The organism is Azohydromonas caseinilytica (assembly GCF_012927045.1).
In the GTDB taxonomy this organism is placed as follows: domain Bacteria; phylum Pseudomonadota; class Gammaproteobacteria; order Burkholderiales; family Burkholderiaceae_C; genus Azohydromonas; species Azohydromonas caseinilytica.
In genome coordinates, this window is sequence record NZ_JABBFW010000013.1 from 102,090 (window position 1) to 118,177 (window position 16,088).

A 16,088-nucleotide genomic window follows, 5' to 3' on the forward strand; every position below is an offset into this window, starting at 1 on the left:
CGTTCCCTTCCCCTGACCCTGGTGAAGCGCCAGGAGCCCGCCACGCCGAACCTTACGCGCCGGCCGCATCCACATCGCGCGCGGTTATGAACTCGGCAAGGCAGCGATATTTAAAAAATATCGCTCCAAATTCGTAAAAAGGAGGGATAAAAAACTTCACGGCGCCAGATAATCTTCAGCCGGCAGACGGGGATCTGCGAGGAGAACCTCATGAACCGAAGGTATTTTGCGGTCATACTGGCCGCCGCCGCACTGTTGCCCGCTTCATGGGCTTCCGCCCAGCAAAATATCACCACGGCCGAATCGGCCCAAACCCAGGCGACCACTTATGCGGTTTACAACCTGGGCGCGGTGGAAAACGGTGAAAGTTATGCCCGCGCCGTCAGCAGCAATGGCCTTGCGGCGGGTTATGTCACTTTCAACATCCTGGGTGGAAAACGCCCCGCCATTTTCGAGCGCAACAAGCTGCCGGTGCCCATCTACACCGATGGCCGGGGCGAGGCCACCGGCATCAACAGCCTGCGCGAGGTGGTGGGCTGGTTCGTTCAGGGCACGACGCGGCGCGGATTCGTCTGGAAAAACAACCAGATACGGCAGCTGCTCTCGCCGGTCGGCGGCCACAGCCACGCTGCCGCGATCAACAACAACTCCGAGGTGGTGGGCTGGTACGAGGTTTCACCGGGCGTGACCAATGCCTTCCATTTCAATTACCGCACCGGCGTGACCACGAATCTGGGCAAATGGGGCGGCCGCTCCGCCCAGGCCACGGCCATCAATGCCTACGGTGATATTGCGGGTTTCAGGGAAGTGTGGGTCAACGGCGCCTGGGTCAAGCAGGGCGTGCGCCTGAAAAGGGACGGCACCCTGCAAATCATCCGGCCGCTGGCGGGCTTGGACAATCTCGTCCCCACGAAAATCAACGACAACGGCGACTTGGCCGGCTCCATGTCGCTCAATGCCAGCAATTTTCCTTTTGACGCCGTGTCCTTCATCGCCAAAGGCACGACGGTGACGCGCCTGACCCAGCCCGGCTGCTGTTTCGGCAGCGTCGGCCTGTCGCTCAACAACAGCGGCAAGCTCGTGGGTTATGTGTTCGACAAGCTGGCCGATCCCTCGGACTTGGCGCGCGTGTGGGACACCGCAACGGGCACCAGCGTTTCGCTGTCCGCGCTGCCGCAGGCGCTGGCCGCCGGGTGGTACCGGCTGTCCGATGCCAGCGACATCAACCACAACGGCGTGATCGTCGGCCAGGGCCAGATCCGTCCGGCCAGCGGCGGGGCCTTCAATCGCGCCTTCATGCTGGTGCCGGTGCCGCAATTGGCAACTTCGGCCCCGCAGTGAGGCCACGGCGCGCGGCCGTTCAGCTCGCGGTTGCGCGCCCCGCCCGCCGGGGCTTGCTGCTTGCCGAGAGGCCGGCCGCTCAGGCGCCGGGCTTCCTGGCGCGCAGCATCAGGGCCACGCCCAGCAGCACGAAAGGCAGGCTCAGATACTGGCCCACGCTGAAAACCTGGCCCGCCTCATAGGCCGCCTGCGGCGCCTTGAAAAACTCCGTGGCGATGCGCAGCGAAAACACCAGCACCATGAACCAGCCCAGCAGCCGGCCCGGCGGCGGATGGCGGCCCTCGCGCCGGTAAAGGCTCCACAACACGGCGGCGACGGCCAGGTAACCCAGGGCCTCGTACAGCTGCACCGGGTGGCGCGGCAGCGCATCGACGCTGTCGAACACCACGCCCCAGTCGCCCGCGGTCGGCTTGCCCAGGATTTCGGAATTCAGGAAGTTGGCCACGCGCACGAACACCGCGCCCAGCGCGGCCGGGATGGCGACGCGGTCCACCAGCCACAGGAAAGGCAGGCGCGGCGCGCTGCGGGCATTGCCCAGCCACAGCCCCAGCAGCATGCCCAGCGCGCCGCCATGGCTGGCCAGGCCGCCTTCCCAGATGCGCAGGATCGCCAGCGGATTCGAGAGGTAATAGGCCGGGTCGTAGAAGAAGCAATGCACCAGGCGCGCGCCGACGATGGTGCCCAGCAGCGCATACAGCAGCAGCTGCTCCGCCTTCTGCGGCGGCACGTTCTCGGCCTTGAACATGCGCACCAGCAGCGCCTGCCCGGTGAAGAAGGCGCCCACGAACAGCAGGCCGTACCAGTGGATCGCGATGGGTCCCAGGCTCAGCAGGACGGGATCGAATTTCCAGTGAAGCAGCATGTGTTCCTTTTCGCAAAACGGTTCGGCGCCGGCTCATGTGTCTCCGGCGGCAGGCGGCGCATTGTCCCTGCACAGGCGATCGACCTGTTTGAGCAGCTCCGGCAGGCGATGGCGGCCGTGCATGGCCCGCACGCCGGCCCGGGCGCTTTCCAGCCCTTCCCCCACGCAGGTCACGAACAGCGGCTTCGTGCTGCCGCCGCGCAGCACCTGGAATTCCGCGCCGATGCCGCGAAACGCCGTCTTGGCGACGCCCACCACCGGGACGCAGCCGCCCAGCGCATCGAACAGGTGCTTTCCCAGGCCCGGCCGTGAAATGCCGTCCAGGAACACATACCCGTCCACCACGATGATGTCCGGGTGCAGGCGATGCTCGCGCAGCAATTCCAGCAGGCAGGGCAACTCGCGCTCGTAGAAATGGCCGGGCCGGTAGGGCTTGATTTCGTGAATTTGCGAGATGCAGCAGTGGAGCGCCTGCGGCGCGGCCCAGCTCTCGAACAGCAGGCCGGCGGCCGTGGCATGGCCGGCCGAATAGTGGACGTCGGTGGCGAGGATCACGGCAACTCACTCGGTGAGAAAGGCGAATTGGAACGGGGTGTCGAAGCACGAATCCGCCATGCCGGCTCGCCTTGGACAGTGAAACAAATCCGTTCGCCCCGATTTCAGTTCTTCGGCGCCACTGAAAGAAATCCCGTTCGGGCCGAGCCTGTCGAAGCCCCCGGCACAGCCGGCCCGCAGGCCCGGGCCGCTGCGGCTCAGGCCGCGCCGCTGTGCCCGAGCAGCTTCAGCCGCGGCGCGCTCTTGCCCGCGGGTGCGGCCGGCGGCGGGGCCATCCAGGCCGCCACCTCGGCGGCCGGCAGCGGCCGTGCGTAGTGGTAGCCCTGGAAGCCGTCGCACAGGGCGCCGCGCAGCGCCAAGGCGGTGGGCTCGTCCTCCACGCCCTCGGCCACCACGTCCAGGCCCAGCGTGTGGCCCAGGCTCACGATGGCGCGCGTCACCGCCAGGTGCGTCGGGTCCTGCGCCAGCGCCGCCACCAGCGAGCCGTCGATCTTGAGCCGGTCGATGGGCAGGCGGTGCAGCTGGTTCACGCTGGAGTAGCCGGTGCCGAAATCGTCCACCACCAGCCCCACGCCCAGCGCCTTGAGCGCCGCCAGCCGCGGCAGCGTGGCGTCCACGTCGTCCATCACCGCGCCTTCCGCCAGCTCCAGCTCCAGCAGCCCGGGCGCCACGCCATGGCGCTGCAGCGCCTCGCGCAGCGTCTGCGGCAGCCCGGGGTCGCGCAGCTGCAGCGGCGAGAGGTTGATCGACACCGGCACCGCTTCCAGCCCCTGCGCGCGCCACAGCGCCTGCTGCCGGCACACCTGGTCGATGACCCAGGCGCCGATGGGCCCGATCAGCCCCGACTCCTCGGCCACCGGCACGAACTCCGCCGGCGCCACCGCGCCCAGCCGCGCGCTGTGCCAGCGCAGCAGCGCCTCCACGCCCACCAGCGTGCCGCCCTGCGCCGCCACGCGCGGCTGGTAGTGCAGCGTGAGCTCATCGTGCTCCAGCGCCGGCCGCAGCTGTGACGCCACCAGGGCGCGCCGGTGCGCGCGCTCCTCGATCTCGGCCGTGAACAGGCACACGCCGTCGCCGCCACCGGCCCGGGCCTGCAGCATGGCGGCATCGGCGCGGCGCATCACCTTTTCCAGATCCTCGTCCGGCGGGCACGGCGCCACGCCCAGGCTGCAGGGCACGGCCAGCATCGCTTCGCCCACCGCATGCGGACGGCGCAGCAGCGGCAGGAAGCGCTGCTGTGCCAGGCGCAGCGCCTCCTCGCCGTCACGCAGGCCCCCCAGCGCCACCGCGAACTCCACGCCGCCCAGGCGGCACACCAGGTCGCCGCCGTGCGCCGCCTCGTGCAGCCGCTGCGCCACCAGGCGCAGCAGCGCGTCGCCCGCGGCGCGGCCCTGCGTGTCGTTGACCTGCTTGAAGCCGTCCAGCCCGATGCACAGCACCGCCACCTGGAGCCCGCCCTGGCGCGCGCGCTGCACCGCCGCGCGCAAGCGCTCCAGGAACAGCACGCGGTTGGGCAGCCCGGTGAGGCTGTCGTGGTGCGCGAGGTGGCGGATGCGCTCCTCCTGCGCCTTGCGCTCGCTGATGTCCACGGCGCTGGCGATGTAGTAGCGCCGCGGCGCCGCCTGCGCGTCGGCGTCGTTGACGGTGCTCACCACCAGCCACGCCGGCTGCGGCCGGCCCTCGCGCCGGCGCCGCAGCCGCACCTCGCCCTGCCAGTGGCCCTGGGTTTCGACCATGCGCCAGAGCCGCTCGATGAACTCCACGCCCATGTCCTCGGCCAGCAGCTGCTCCAGCCCGCGGCCCACCACGGCGTCGGTGGTGCACGCGCTCAGCCGGCACAGCGCCGGGTTGAGCGACACCACCTGGCGCGCCTGGTCCAAGACGGCGATGCCCTCGGTGGCGGCCTCGAACACCTGCGCCCACAGCGACAGGCCCCGCTCCGCCTGCTTGAGCCGGTCCACGGGCGTGAACACGGTGAGCAGCGCGTCGCGCCCCTCGTACACCAGGCGGCGCACCGACACCACGCACCAGCCCGGCCGCGCCCCGCCGAGCCAGCGCACCTCGAACTCGTCCACCTGGCCCCGGGCGGCGAGCAGGCGCTGCAGCTGCGTGCGCAGCGCCGGCTCCAGGCCGGCGCTCCAGGGGTCTTGGCGCGGGCCGCCGATCCATTCCAGCCCCGGCCCGTTGGCATGCAGCAGCTCGTGCGCGGGCAGCGCCGTCACGACGATGGGCAGCGGCGTGGCGTCCACCAGCCGCTGCTGCGCCTGCAGCTCGCCCAGGCGCTGGCCGAGCTGCTGCTGCTCCGCGCGGTGGCGGCCCAGCTTGCCCAGCAGCAGGTTGAACGCCTGCGCCACGCTGCCGAACTCGTCGCGCGTGTCCCACTCCATGCGCTGCCCGAAGTCGCCGTTGCGGCGCACCGCGCGCGCCACCTCGGCCATGTGCCGCAGCGGCAGCGTGACGCGCCGCGCCACGGCCCAGGCGTAGCCCAGCACGGCCAGCAGCAGCAGCACGGCCACGCCCAGCTCCGTCGCCAGCTTGGTGCGCCGCGCCTGGATGCGCTGCTGCAGCAGCTCGCCCAGCGGCGCCGACAGCTGCGCACTGTGCTGGCCGATCTGCACCACCAGCGTCCGGTGCGCTTCCAGCAGCGGCTGCAGCGCTTCGGGCGTCGGCGTGCCGCCGGCCTGGGCCAGCGCGCGGCCCGCGTGGCCGAGCGCCTGCACGCCCGCCAGCGTCTGCGTCTGCGTGGCCAGCGCCGCGCCGAGCACCTTGTCGCCGGCGCTGGCCCGGGCCTGCTGGCCGTCGATCTCCAGCAGCCGCGCCTGCTCGGCGAGCTGGCCTTCGAGCATGAAGTAGCGGTGGCGCCAGTCGCCGTCCGGCTCCATGTCCGCGGCCACGGCCTGCAGCAGCGCATCCATGCGCTGCGCCAGCAGCAGCAGCTCGGGCAGCCGCGCCACCAGGATCGGCAACACATGGCGGCCCTCGTCCAGCGCCGGGCTGGCGCCCAGCCGGGATTGCCAGGCCAGGCCCGTCACCAGCGTCTGCCCCTGCGCCAGCACCTCCACGCGCAGCGCCGCCTGCTCGGCCTGGCCGCGGGCGCCGAGCTGCGCCTGCGACGGCGCGGGCTCCCGCGCCAGCTCTTCCAGCGCCTGCGCGAAGGCGGCGCCTTCGCGGCGCGCGCAGGACGGCAGCTGCAGCGCCACCACCAGGGCCTGCCGTGACAGCGTCTCGGTATCCGGCGCCGCCGCCGCCAGCAGCGTGCGGTTGACCTCGCCGATGCACGCCAGCCCGGCCAGCTCCTGCTGGGCGCCGTCGATGGTGCGCAGCCGGTCGCGCACCAGCACGCCGCCGGCGAGCACGGCCACCGCCAGGGGCAGCAGCGCCATCAGCAGCAGCTTGTGGCCCACGCTCAGGCGGCCCAGGAGAGAGGAGATCACGCGCAACATGGCCAATCGGGTTCGGCTCCAGCGGGCTTGTGGTCCGGCCGGCATCGCCTTTCAACAGCAGGGGGTTGACCACGGCCGTTGTCCCGGGGCTTGCCGCACTGCAGTACGCCCGGGTCGGTCTTCGATTGTCACCCGGCTCCAGGGGCCTGCCGTCCACGGCCGCGGCGCAGCCGCCGGCCCCTCACGTGCACTCGTTCACGCCGGCAGCGGCTCCACGCGGGCCGGCGTGGCCTGCGCCTGCTCCGGCCCGGGGGCGGGCGGCGGCTCCTGCGGCAGGTCCTGCAGCGCCACCACGCGGTTGCGCCCGTTGTGCTTGGCGGCGTAGAGCGCGCGGTCGGCGCCCTCCACCAGCGCCGCGGCCGGGGCGTCGCTGCCGGCGGGCAGCGTGTGCAGCCCCACGCTCACCGTCACGCGGCCCATGGGCGCCTGGCGGTGCTCGATGGCCAGCGCCTGCACCGCGCGGCGCACCTGCTCGGCCACCACGCGCGCGCCGGCCGCGTCGGTGTGGGGCAGCAGCACCGCGAACTCCTCGCCGCCCCAGCGCGCGGCCAGGTCGCCCGGGCGCCGCACCGCCCCGCGCAGCGCCATGGCCACGCGGCGCAGGCAGGCGTCGCCCGCGGGGTGGCCGTAGCCGTCGTTGAACTGCTTGAAGCGGTCCACATCCAGCATCAGCAGGCTCAGCGGCTGCTGCTGCTCGCGCCGCATGCCGCGCCAGGCCTCGTCCAGCGCCTCGTCGAAGCGGCGCCGGTTGGCCAGCCCGGTGAGCGGGTCGAAGGCCGCCAGCCGCGCCAGCTCCTCGTTGCTGTGCGCCAAGTGCTCGTGCGCGGCCTCCAGCTCCTGCTGGATGCGGCGCAGCTCGGTGATGTCGGTGCGCACGGCGATGTACTGGTACGGCTTGCCGCGCTCGTCGAGGAAGGGAACGATGGTGGTGTCCACCCAGTAGGTGCTGCCGTCCTTGGCGCGGTTCTCGATCTGGCCCTGCCAGATGCCGCCGCGCGCGATGGTGCGCCACATCTCCTTGAAGAACTCCGGCGGGTGGCGGTCCGAGCGCACGATGCTGTGCGGGCTGCCGATGAGCTCCTCGGGGCTGAACTTGGACAGCGCGCAAAAGCGCTCGTTGACGGCCACGATGCGCCCGCGCACGTCCGTGACGGCCACCACCGCGTGCTCGTTGATGGCCAGCTTGAGCTCCGCCAGGCGCCGGTGCGAGCCCTGCAGCTCGCGCGTGAGGTGGCGCTGGGCGCGCAGCATGCGGTGGTTGTAGAGCCCGGCCAGCACCAGCCCGGCCACCACCACGGCCACGGCCACGGCGTTGAGCAGCGCCGAGCGCTGCCACGACGCCAGCAGGTGCTCGCGCGACAGCCCCACCACCACCAGCACCGGATAGGCCGTCGAGTGCGTGAAGCTGTATTGGCGCCGCACGCCGTCCAGCGGCGAGGTGGAGGTGAAGGTGCCCGCGGCCGCGTGCCCGTAGTGCTCGCGGTACGCGGCCGAGTCCTTCAGGCTCGCCCCCATGGCGGCCTCGCTGAAGGGCCGGCGCACCAGCACCGTGGCGTCGCGGCTCATCAGGCCCAGCACCGCGTCGGGGCCGAGCTCGAAGCGCGCCAGGTACTGCTGCAGGTGCTCCACCGACAGTGCGCCCACCACCACGCCGGCGAAGCTGCCGTCCGGGCGCGAGAGCCGGCGCGACAGCGGCACCACCCACTCGCCATGCGGCTCGGTGCGGTAGGGCGTGCCCAGCTGCAGGTCGTCGCGCGCGCTGTGGCGGTGCCGCTCGAAGAACGGGCGCCCCCGCGCCGAGGTCTCGTAGCGCGCCACGGCGTAGGAGCTCACCAGCAGCGCGCCGCGCGCGTCGTAGACGTACACATCGTGCAGCGCCGGCCGCTCCGTGACGTGGCGCAGGATCTCGTCGCGCAGCGCCTGCGTGGCCCCGCCGCCGTCTTCGTAGGGCGCCTGCACGGTGCGCGCCACCAGCGCCATGAAGGCGTCGGACTCGCGCAGCGTGGCCTCCACATGGTCGAGCACCGACTCCGCCAGGTTGGCGCTGGTCTGCCGCGCCTGCCGCAGCGTGGCCTCGCGCGCCTGCCACAGGAACACGCTGGCCGCGGCCACCAGCGCCACGCAGGCCAGCAGCAGCACCAGGCCGACGCGCCGCTCGGCCGCCGCGCCCGGCGTGGCCGCGGCTTGAACAGGACTTGAATCGGAAAGAGCGGAATGCATGACTGGAAATACGTGCCGTCGCCGCGAACAGCGCAGCAAGAACGGCACGCCGGCAGCCAGGGGCTGCTCCCGGCCCATCGGCATCCCGGGGCCGCACTTGAGCCTGCGCCCAGGCGCAAAACGTGCGATTTCGCACTCGGCGCGGCCCCAAACGGCCTCGGGAACCGGCTTGGCCCCGCTTCGCATCCCCCCGGATCGCGCCCGGGGCCCTCCCCGGGGGCCGGGCAACCCGCTTGCTGTGGCGCGGGCGAGAGCCGCCGCGCCGCCCCACCCTCCCGCCGCCCCAGCACCCTCGAAAACCGCCGCCCTCCATCCGCCGCAACCCCGCGGCGCCGGGCGCGGTCCCCGGGGTGGCAGGACACCGGACGGCACGGCGACGCACCGAACGCTTTTTCAGGATGCCGCCATGTCCCACATTCATCCCCGCGCCCGCTACCGGCCACCCAGCACCTCGTTCTTCGCCGGCTTCGGCCCCGCCGCCCCGGCGCGGCTGCGCCAGGACGAGGCCAGCGAGCTGGAATCACTGGCCGACCTGCTGCAGCACTTCTGGACCCAGCTCAACCGCGCCCGCATCCAGCACCTGTGCCAGGCGCTGAGCGAGGGCTCGCTGCAGGCGCTGTGGCGCGACCGCATCCGCGAGATCCAGGCCCTGATCGAGCGCGTGGGCGTGCTCACGCAGGACCGCGCCGTCGAAGGCCTGGAGCGCGTGCGCGGCGCCGTGGAGGACTGGGAGCAGCAGGTGCGGCGCTTCGTCGCCGGCCCGGTGAAGATGGCCGACTACTGCATCCTGCAGAACCGCCTGGAGACCATGGCGCGGGCCATCGACCTGTGCGTGCGCATGTGGCAGCTGCAGCAGGGGCGGGGCTGAGGCCGCTGCCGGCGCCAAGGCTTCAGGTTGCGGGCGCACCGCAGCGGGCGCCTATGATCGCCGCCCACCCCGTCGCGGAGACCCGCCATGACGCTGCTGCTGCTCGGCCTGATCCTGTTCCTGGGAACGCATTCGGTGTCCATCCTCGCGCCGGCGTGGCGCCGGGGCTGGATCGAGCGGCACGGCGAGAAGCCCTGGAAGGGGCTCTATTCAGTCCTGTCGCTGGCGGGCTTCGCGCTGCTGATCGTGGGCTACGGCTGGGCCCGGCAGTCGCCCGTGGTGCTGTGGAGCCCACCGCTGTGGAGCCGCCACCTGGCGCTGCTGCTGATGCTGCCGGTGTTCCCGCTGCTGCTGGCGGCCTACCTGCCCGGGCGCATCAGGGCCGCCGCCAAGCACCCGATGCTCGTGGCCGTCAAGCTCTGGGCGCTGGCGCACCTGCTGGCCAACGGCACGCTGGCCGACCTGCTGCTCTTCGGCGGCTTCCTGGCCTGGGCCGTGGCCGACCGCATCTCCGTCAAGCGCCACCCGCGCGGCCCCGTGCCCGGCGCGCCGGAGCGCCCGGCCAACGACCTCATCGCCCTGGGCGCCGGGCTGCTGCTCTACGCGCTGTTCCTCACGCGGGCGCATGCCTGGCTGTTCGGGGTGTCACCGCTGGGTTGAGGCCGCCTCAACCCCCTCGCCGCCTCGTCCCATGCTCCAACCGTGCCGGCACGCCGGTTGCCACCACTGGATATCCATCCATACCATGGAGACCGACATGACCGACAAGCACACGCAGGCCGAAGCCGACCAGAGCAACATGCAGAAGGACCCGCAGGACTGGGTCACCGGCGACGAACCCATGACCGGGGCGCAGAAGTCCTACCTCAAGACGCTCAGCGAGGAGGCCAAGGAGCCCTTCGACGAGACGCTGACCAAGGCCCAGGCCTCGCAGCGCATCGACGAGCTGCAGCAGCGCACCGGCCGCGGCAAGCCGCAGGGCGACGGCGGCGGACAGGGCGACAACGACGGCAGTGACGGCGGCGACGGCGGCGGGGACTAAGTCCGGCGCGGCCGGCCCGGCGCCCGGCCTGGGCGCGGATCGGGGACGCCGGCCCCGGCCGCTGGCGACAATGCCCGCCGGCCGGCTTTCCTCACTGCAGCCATGCGCAGGGACACGCTCCTCCTTCTCGAACTCCGCATCCCGCCCGTCCTGCTGGTGCTGATCACCGGCGCGGGCATGTTCCTCCTGGCCCGCGCGTTCCCGCGCTGGACGATGCCGCTGCCCGGGCGCGTGCCGCTGGCCCTGGCCCTGGCGGCAACGGGCGCGGCGGTGGCGCTGGCCGGCGTCGCCGCCTTCCGCCGGGCGCGCACCACCGTCAATCCCATCACGCCGCAGGCCTCGTCCGCCCTGGTCGTTTCCGGCGTCTACCGCTTCAGCCGCAACCCGATGTACCTGGGCTTCCTGCTGCTGCTGTGCGGCTGGGCGGTGCTGCTGGCCCATGCGCCGGCGGCGCTGCTGCTGCCGCTGTTCGTGGCCTGGATGAACCGCTTCCAGATCCGGCCCGAGGAACGGGCGCTGGCGGCACGCTTCGGGGACGGCTATGCCGCGTACGCGCGGCGCGTGCGCCGCTGGCTGTAAGCGCGGCCAGGGAAAGAAACATCCCGCGTACAACCCTGGAACCGGCGCGCTCCTAGCCTGGGCCCTTCCCCTGCGAGACGTTTCCAGGAGGTGCCCCATGCGTGATACGGCATTCCCGCTGCGCTGCGTGCTGCTGGCGGCCGGCCTGTGGGCCACGGCCGCGCAGGCCCTGCCCCGCTACAAGGTCGAGAGCATCGGCGTGCTGCCCGGCGACGAGTTCAGCTATGCCATCGACATCAACAACCATGGCGAGGCGGTGGGGCTGTCCCGCACCGACTTCGCCGGCAAGGTCGTCACGTACCGCCAGGGCACGCTGCGTGGCCTGGACATCTCCTTCGGCGGCCCCTTCGCCGTGGCCACCGACGTCAACGACCGCGGCGACGTGGCGGGCAGCGCCTACCGGCCGGACGGCGTGAGCATCACGCCCTACATCTACCGCGACGGCCGGGCGGACTTCTTCGCCGCCAACGACCAGCGCGACGGCGAGGTCTACGGCCTCAACAACCTGGGCCAGGCCGTCGGGCGCCTGGGCTCGGCCGCCTACCTCTACGACGGCCAGGCGCTGCGCTTCCTGCAGCACGCCGAGGCCGACGTGCAGGCCGCCGACATCAACGACGCCGGCACCATCGCGGGCGAGCTGATCTTCTCCGGCGGCGGCGGCAGCCGGCGGCCCTTCACCTACCGGGACGGCCGCTACACGCTGCTGCCCACGCTGGGCGACTTCAGCTACGTCGGGGTCATCGACAACGCGGGCCGGGCCGTGGGCTTCACCGACCTGCCCGGCGGTGGCCGGGCCACCGTGTGGGACGGCCAAGGCGTGCGGCTGCTGGGCACGCTGGGCGGCAGCTACAGCACCGCAACCAACCTCAACGCCCGCGGCTGGATTCTGGGCGTCTCGGCCACCCAGGTCGCCGAGGCGCATGTGTTCCTGTACGCCGATGGCGTCATGCGCGACCTCAACCGGCTGCTGCGGCCCGAGGACGCCGGCCAGTGGGAGCTGACCTACGCCTACGGCCTCAACGATGCCGGCCAGATCGCCGGCACCGGCATCTTCAACGGCCAGACGCGCGGCTTCGTCGCCACGCCGGTGCCCGAGCCCGCCGCGCTGGCGCTGATGCTGGCCGGGCTGGGCGTGGTGGGGGCCGCGGCGCGGCGGCGTGCGGCGGGGCCGGGCCGCGCCTGAGCCGCGGGATTTCAGCCCATGGCCGGCGCGAACACGCGCAGCCGGTGGCCGTCCGGGTCCAGCGCCGTGAAGGTATGGCCGAAGTCCATGGCCGTGGGCGGCTGGATGATCGGGATGCCCTGCGCCTTCCAGGCCGCGTGGCGGGCCTCCACGCTGTCGGCGCCGTTCACGGCGAAGGCCAGCTCCGCGCCGCCCGGCGCCGTGGCCGCGGGCTGCACGCCGTCCGCGCCCCACAGGCCCAGCATCACGCCCGAGTCCAGCGCGAACATGGCGAAGGTGGGCGAGCTCTCCACCGGCGGCTTGCCCAGCAGGGCGGCGTAGAAGGCGGCACTCTCCGGCGCGTTGCGGACGTAGAGCAGGAAGAAGTTGGGATCGGTCATGACAGGCCTCCTGAAGCGTTGTGAAGCAGTGATCAAGGCCTTCATGGTGGCGGCAGCCCCTGTCAATTTCCGTCAGCAGCGCGACGCCGCCGCGCACCAGTGCACGTCCCTCGCCTACGGCTCGCCCACCCCTTCCTGCTCGCGCCAGGCCCGCAGCAGCGCCTGGCGCCGCCGCGGGTAGCGCTCGGCGCGGGCGCTGAGCGCGGCGATGCGGTCGGTGCGGAAGTGGCGGATCGCGCCGCGCAGCTCGCACCACGCCACCAGCACCTGCACCTGGTCGAAGTAGCCCAGCGCGAAGGGCCAGACGGTGCGCACGCTGGCGCGGCCCTCAGCGTCGCGGTAGTCCAGGTCCAGCCGGCGTTCCTGGCGGATGGCGTCGCGCAGCGCGCCCAGCAGTTCGCTGCCCGCCAGCGGCGCGCCGGGCCCGGCCAGCAGCGCGCTGTCGTCGAGCTCGCGCCGCAGCGGCGGCGGCAGCACCGCGGCGATCTTGGCCAGCGCGTCGCGCGCGGCCAGGCCCAGGCGGGCGTCGCCGCGCTCCATCACCCAGCGCGAGCCCAGCACCAGCGCTTCCACCTCCTCCACCGAGAACATCAGCGGCGGCAACGTAAAACCTTCGCGCAGCACGTAGCCCAGGCCCGGCGCGCCGTCGATGCCCGCGCCCTGCGCCTGCAGCGTGGCGATGTCGCGGTACAGCGTGCGCAGGCTGATGCCCAGCTCCTGCGCCAGCGCCGCGCCGCCCACCGGCCGGCGGTGGCGACGCAGCAGCTGCAGCAGGTCCAGCAGGCGTTCGGAACGGGACAAGGGCATCTCCAGGCGGCGGGCGGCGGGGAGCGCGATTGTGGCGGGCGCAACCACGCGGGCCCCTGACGGCACGCCGCGGCGGCATGGCGGTTGCCGAGGCGGCGCAGTGCCCAACGCCTCTTCCTGCCCATGCCTGCCCGAGACAGCCCGCTGGTGCGCCGCCTGGCGCTGCTGCTGATGAAGCTCAACCACGGCGAGCGGCTCTCGCCCGCCGCGCTCGCGCCCGAGCTGGACGTGAGCGCCGGCACGCTGCGGCGTGACCTGGGGCGGCGCTTGTCCTTCCTGCCGCTGGAGCGCGAGGGCGGCGCCTGGCGGCTGGATGCCGCCTTCGCCGGGCGCCTCGGCACGCGCGACGTGGAGCACCTGGCCGCGCTGGCGGCGGTGCGCGGCCTGCTGCCGGCCGACGTGCCGCGCGAGCTGTTCGAGGCGCGGGTGCAGCGCGCCTTCCTGGCCGGCAGCGCCGCGGCGCAGCGCGAGCGCCCGGCGCTGGCGCGCCCGCTGGAGGACGCCATCGTTGCGCACCGGCGCATCGGCTTCGAGCTGCGCAAGGACGAGGGGCTGCAGGCCTATGCCGACATCGAGCCCTACCGGCTGCTGCGCCACAAGGGCGCGTGGTATCTGGCGGCGCGCGACCACGGGCAGTTCAAGACCTTCTCGCTGGCGCGCATGCAGGGGCTGCGGGTGTCGGCGCAGGGCTTCAGCCCCGACCCGGGCACCGAGCGCGTCCTGGCCGACGACGAGGTGCTGTGGCAGGCGCGCGAGCGCGTGGTGCTGCGCATCAGCGCCGAGGCCGCGCCGCATTTCCGCCGGCGCAAGCTCATCGCCAGCCAGAAGATCGAGCAGGTGCTGGAGGACGGCAGCCTGGTCGTCTCCGTGCAGGCCGCCCACGCCAGCCAGGTGCTGCCCATCGTGCGCTACTGGATGCCGCACCTGCGCATCCTCAGCCCGCAGGCGTGGCAGGTGGAGCTGGAGGACGGGTTGAGCAGGTACCTGGGCGCGGCGGCGCGGGACGAGGCGGGCGGCTCCGAAGGGGCGGGAGAGAGGGAGACGGGGCGGGAGGTAGAGGGCTGAGGTCTGTGGACGCACAGGCCCAGTGCTGTCCGGGGCAAGTGGTGGACGTTGGCTGAGAGCTGGTCGGCCTCGCTGATTACCTCGTCATCCCCGCGTAGGCGCCCACCCTTGGTGGGCGCCCAGGCGGTCCCACGTCAGCGCGCAAGAGCAGATGCAGGCATCACGAAACGACTACTCCCGGACATGCCGGCCAAGCAACTTGCGGCCGGCTCGGGGACTGCCTGGGTTCCCTGCCTGCGCGGGAATGACGATGTAGAAGACGTGGCGCCTCGGCCTCCGGGCCGCCGCGAGGCCGCCATCTTCCCGGACGCCTCCGACCCGCACCGACGCGCCCGCCTTCAGCGCCTCAATGCCGATGCGCCCCGGCTGCTCCAGCCGCCCCGCCCGGCCCCACGGCCTGCACCGGCACCTGCAGCTCCTTGGTGCTCTCGCGCCCATCCCGGTCGACGAAGCGCAGCGTCAGTGGCATCGAAGTACCGGCGGCCAGCGCCTGCTTCAGGCCGGTGACCATCAGGTGCACCCCGCCGGGCGCCAGCTCGACGCCCTGCCCCGGCGGCAGTTCCAGGCCCTGGGCCAGCTCGCGCATGCGCATCACGTTGCCTTCCATCGACATCTGGTGCACCTCGACACGCTCGGCCACCGGGGTGGAGCCGCCCACCAGCCGCGAGCCGGCGCCCGCGGTGAGCTTGGCGTAGACGCCCGTGCCGCCCTGCCCCGGCACCGTGGGCCGGGCCCAGGCGTCGCGCACTTCCACCGGCGCCACGCCGGCGGGCAGCACGTCCAGCCGCGCCGCGGGGAATTCCGGCGCGGGGCCGCTGCCAGCCGGGATCTCGGCCCAATCGGCGCTGCCCTGGTCGCAGCTCTGCAGCACCTTGAACCACAGCGTGCCGGGCTTGTCCGCCAGGCGCCCGCGCAGGGTGAAGCTGGCCTTCTCGTTGGCCGGCAGCGCGGCCTGGGCGCTGTCGGCCTTCCAGGACACCTCGCGCGCGCCGCTGCTCAGCGTCCAGCCCGGCCGCGGCTGGGCGTCGATGAAAGTAAAACTCTCGGGCAGCCGCACCCGGATGGCAGTGGTCGAGGCGGCGTCCTTGCAGGCATGGCCGACGCGGAACGAGGCGGGATAGACGCTGCCCGCGGTGGCGCCGCCCGGCGGCAGCGTGACATGCGCCTGGGCGCACAGGGGAGACAGCGCGGCGAAGGCGCAGGCCAGGACGAGGTGGCGGGAAGAAACTGGCATGGCGTTTTCCTTGAGGGGGTCGGGCTTCGGTGGCGGCGCTCTGCCGCGCCTGGGACAGGAGTGAAGCCCGGGTCAACGATCAGGGCCGGGCCATGTCCGCATCGGGTGCGAACCGGCCGGCATCGGGATGCGTCAATGCAAGGAAAGCGGCGGGCCGCGCGACAGCGGCGCGTACCAGTCCAGCGAGGGCGCGGCGCCCGGCGGCGCGGCCGGCGGAGCCTGGCGGTGAGCAAGGAGCGCCACGGCTGCCGCCTCGGGCGGCGGCGCCGCGGCCCAGCCGGCCGGGCAGCAGCAGTCGAGGCCGTGCTGATGCTGGGGATGGCCGTCCTCGGACGGCAGCGCGATGCGCCGGTGGCCCTGCGCCGAGCACACCTCCACGCCCGCGGCCTGCGCCACGGCCATGCGCGGCATCCACAAGGCCTGCACCAGCAGCGCCAGCAGCAGCGCCACCAGTGCGGCGAGGCGCTGGGGACGGCGAAGGCGCGCGGCGGACGGCATGGCGGGAGATT

General features: G+C 72.7%; 15 protein-coding genes. 7 read left to right on the top strand and 8 right to left on the bottom strand.

What is annotated here, in order from left to right; all coding sequences use genetic code 11:
* Positions 1-210 precede the first annotated feature (210 nt).
* Positions 211-1,341, top strand: a complete 1,131-nt coding sequence (locus HHL10_RS18055; protein ID WP_169161786.1) for a DUF3466 family protein — start codon at positions 211-213, stop codon at positions 1,339-1,341.
* 79 nt (positions 1,342-1,420) lie between these two features.
* Here the strand turns inward: HHL10_RS18055 and lgt are convergent, their stop codons facing one another.
* The 4 genes from lgt to HHL10_RS18075 all read right to left on the bottom strand — a co-directional run bounded on the left by lgt (position 1,421) and on the right by HHL10_RS18075 (position 8,421).
* Entirely contained in the window at positions 1,421-2,203 is a 783-nt protein-coding gene (gene lgt, locus HHL10_RS18060; RefSeq protein ID WP_169161787.1) for a prolipoprotein diacylglyceryl transferase, read from the bottom strand.
* A gap of 33 nt (positions 2,204-2,236) precedes the next feature.
* Positions 2,237-2,758 (bottom strand): endonuclease V, encoded by a 522-nt coding sequence (locus tag HHL10_RS18065; RefSeq protein ID WP_169161788.1) that lies wholly within the window; start codon positions 2,756-2,758, stop codon positions 2,237-2,239.
* A 197-nt stretch (positions 2,759-2,955) separates the two neighbouring features.
* The gene (locus HHL10_RS18070; protein ID WP_205833100.1) at positions 2,956-6,201 is read right to left on the bottom strand and encodes an EAL domain-containing protein; all 3,246 of its coding nucleotides are present in this window, start codon (positions 6,199-6,201) and stop codon (positions 2,956-2,958) included.
* 195 nt (positions 6,202-6,396) lie between these two features.
* Complete coding sequence (locus HHL10_RS18075; protein WP_169161790.1) at positions 6,397-8,421, bottom strand: diguanylate cyclase domain-containing protein; 2,025 nt, start codon at positions 8,419-8,421, stop codon at positions 6,397-6,399.
* 406 nt (positions 8,422-8,827) lie between these two features.
* Between HHL10_RS18075 and HHL10_RS18080 the strand changes: the two genes are divergently transcribed.
* From HHL10_RS18080 to HHL10_RS18100, 5 genes are all read left to right on the top strand, one after another.
* Entirely contained in the window at positions 8,828-9,289 is a 462-nt protein-coding gene (locus HHL10_RS18080; protein ID WP_169161791.1) for a hypothetical protein, read from the top strand.
* 87 nt (positions 9,290-9,376) lie between these two features.
* Complete coding sequence (locus HHL10_RS18085) at positions 9,377-9,949, top strand: NnrU family protein (protein ID WP_169161792.1); 573 nt, start codon at positions 9,377-9,379, stop codon at positions 9,947-9,949.
* 97 nt (positions 9,950-10,046) lie between these two features.
* Positions 10,047-10,331 carry a DUF3072 domain-containing protein gene (locus HHL10_RS18090; RefSeq protein ID WP_169161793.1) on the top strand — a complete coding sequence of 95 codons (285 nt, stop codon included), beginning with the start codon at positions 10,047-10,049 and terminating at the stop codon, positions 10,329-10,331.
* Between the two features lie 102 nt (positions 10,332-10,433).
* Positions 10,434-10,910 (top strand): methyltransferase family protein, encoded by a 477-nt coding sequence (locus HHL10_RS18095; RefSeq protein ID WP_169161794.1) that lies wholly within the window; start codon positions 10,434-10,436, stop codon positions 10,908-10,910.
* 97 nt (positions 10,911-11,007) lie between these two features.
* Positions 11,008-12,093, top strand: coding sequence for a PEP-CTERM sorting domain-containing protein (locus tag HHL10_RS18100; RefSeq protein ID WP_169161795.1), 1,086 nt, complete (start codon positions 11,008-11,010; stop codon positions 12,091-12,093).
* A gap of 11 nt (positions 12,094-12,104) precedes the next feature.
* Here HHL10_RS18100 and HHL10_RS18105 read toward each other — a convergent pair whose 3' ends face one another.
* Entirely contained in the window at positions 12,105-12,473 is a 369-nt protein-coding gene (locus tag HHL10_RS18105; protein ID WP_169161796.1) for a VOC family protein, read from the bottom strand.
* Between the two features lie 114 nt (positions 12,474-12,587).
* On the bottom strand, positions 12,588-13,274 hold the full coding sequence (locus tag HHL10_RS18110) for a helix-turn-helix transcriptional regulator (RefSeq protein WP_169161797.1): 687 nt from the start codon (positions 13,272-13,274) through the stop codon (positions 12,588-12,590).
* Between the two features lie 129 nt (positions 13,275-13,403).
* On the opposite strand from HHL10_RS18110, the gene HHL10_RS18115 reads away from it, so the two are divergent.
* A complete protein-coding gene (locus HHL10_RS18115; RefSeq protein ID WP_169161798.1) occupies positions 13,404-14,345 on the top strand; it encodes a helix-turn-helix transcriptional regulator in 942 nt (313 codons plus the stop codon).
* 346 nt (positions 14,346-14,691) lie between these two features.
* On the opposite strand, the gene HHL10_RS18120 is transcribed toward HHL10_RS18115, so the two are convergent.
* Entirely contained in the window at positions 14,692-15,579 is an 888-nt protein-coding gene (locus HHL10_RS18120) for a copper chaperone PCu(A)C domain-containing protein (protein WP_169161799.1), read from the bottom strand.
* A 132-nt stretch (positions 15,580-15,711) separates the two neighbouring features.
* Complete coding sequence (locus HHL10_RS18125; RefSeq protein WP_169161800.1) at positions 15,712-16,077, bottom strand: DUF2946 family protein; 366 nt, start codon at positions 16,075-16,077, stop codon at positions 15,712-15,714.
* Between the last annotated feature and the right edge of the window lie 11 nt (positions 16,078-16,088).

What these genes read in the sequence shown, in the direction of transcription:
- HHL10_RS18055 (WP_169161786.1), top strand. Translation starts at nt 211, where the DNA reads ATGAACCGAAGGTATTTTGCGGTCATACTGGCCGCCGCCGCACTGTTG.
- lgt (WP_169161787.1), bottom strand. Translation starts at nt 2,203, where the DNA reads ATGCTGCTTCACTGGAAATTCGATCCCGTCCTGCTGAGCCTGGGACCC.
- HHL10_RS18070 (WP_205833100.1), bottom strand. Translation starts at nt 6,201, where the DNA reads ATGTTGCGCGTGATCTCCTCTCTCCTGGGCCGCCTGAGCGTGGGCCAC.
- HHL10_RS18075 (WP_169161790.1), bottom strand. Translation starts at nt 8,421, where the DNA reads ATGCATTCCGCTCTTTCCGATTCAAGTCCTGTTCAAGCCGCGGCCACG.
- HHL10_RS18080 (WP_169161791.1), top strand. Translation starts at nt 8,828, where the DNA reads ATGTCCCACATTCATCCCCGCGCCCGCTACCGGCCACCCAGCACCTCG.
- HHL10_RS18085 (WP_169161792.1), top strand. Translation starts at nt 9,377, where the DNA reads ATGACGCTGCTGCTGCTCGGCCTGATCCTGTTCCTGGGAACGCATTCG.
- HHL10_RS18090 (WP_169161793.1), top strand. Translation starts at nt 10,047, where the DNA reads ATGACCGACAAGCACACGCAGGCCGAAGCCGACCAGAGCAACATGCAG.
- HHL10_RS18095 (WP_169161794.1), top strand. Translation starts at nt 10,434, where the DNA reads ATGCGCAGGGACACGCTCCTCCTTCTCGAACTCCGCATCCCGCCCGTC.
- HHL10_RS18100 (WP_169161795.1), top strand. Translation starts at nt 11,008, where the DNA reads ATGCGTGATACGGCATTCCCGCTGCGCTGCGTGCTGCTGGCGGCCGGC.
- HHL10_RS18105 (WP_169161796.1), bottom strand. Translation starts at nt 12,473, where the DNA reads ATGACCGATCCCAACTTCTTCCTGCTCTACGTCCGCAACGCGCCGGAG.
- HHL10_RS18115 (WP_169161798.1), top strand. Translation starts at nt 13,404, where the DNA reads ATGCCTGCCCGAGACAGCCCGCTGGTGCGCCGCCTGGCGCTGCTGCTG.
- HHL10_RS18120 (WP_169161799.1), bottom strand. Translation starts at nt 15,579, where the DNA reads ATGCCAGTTTCTTCCCGCCACCTCGTCCTGGCCTGCGCCTTCGCCGCG.
- HHL10_RS18125 (WP_169161800.1), bottom strand. Translation starts at nt 16,077, where the DNA reads ATGCCGTCCGCCGCGCGCCTTCGCCGTCCCCAGCGCCTCGCCGCACTG.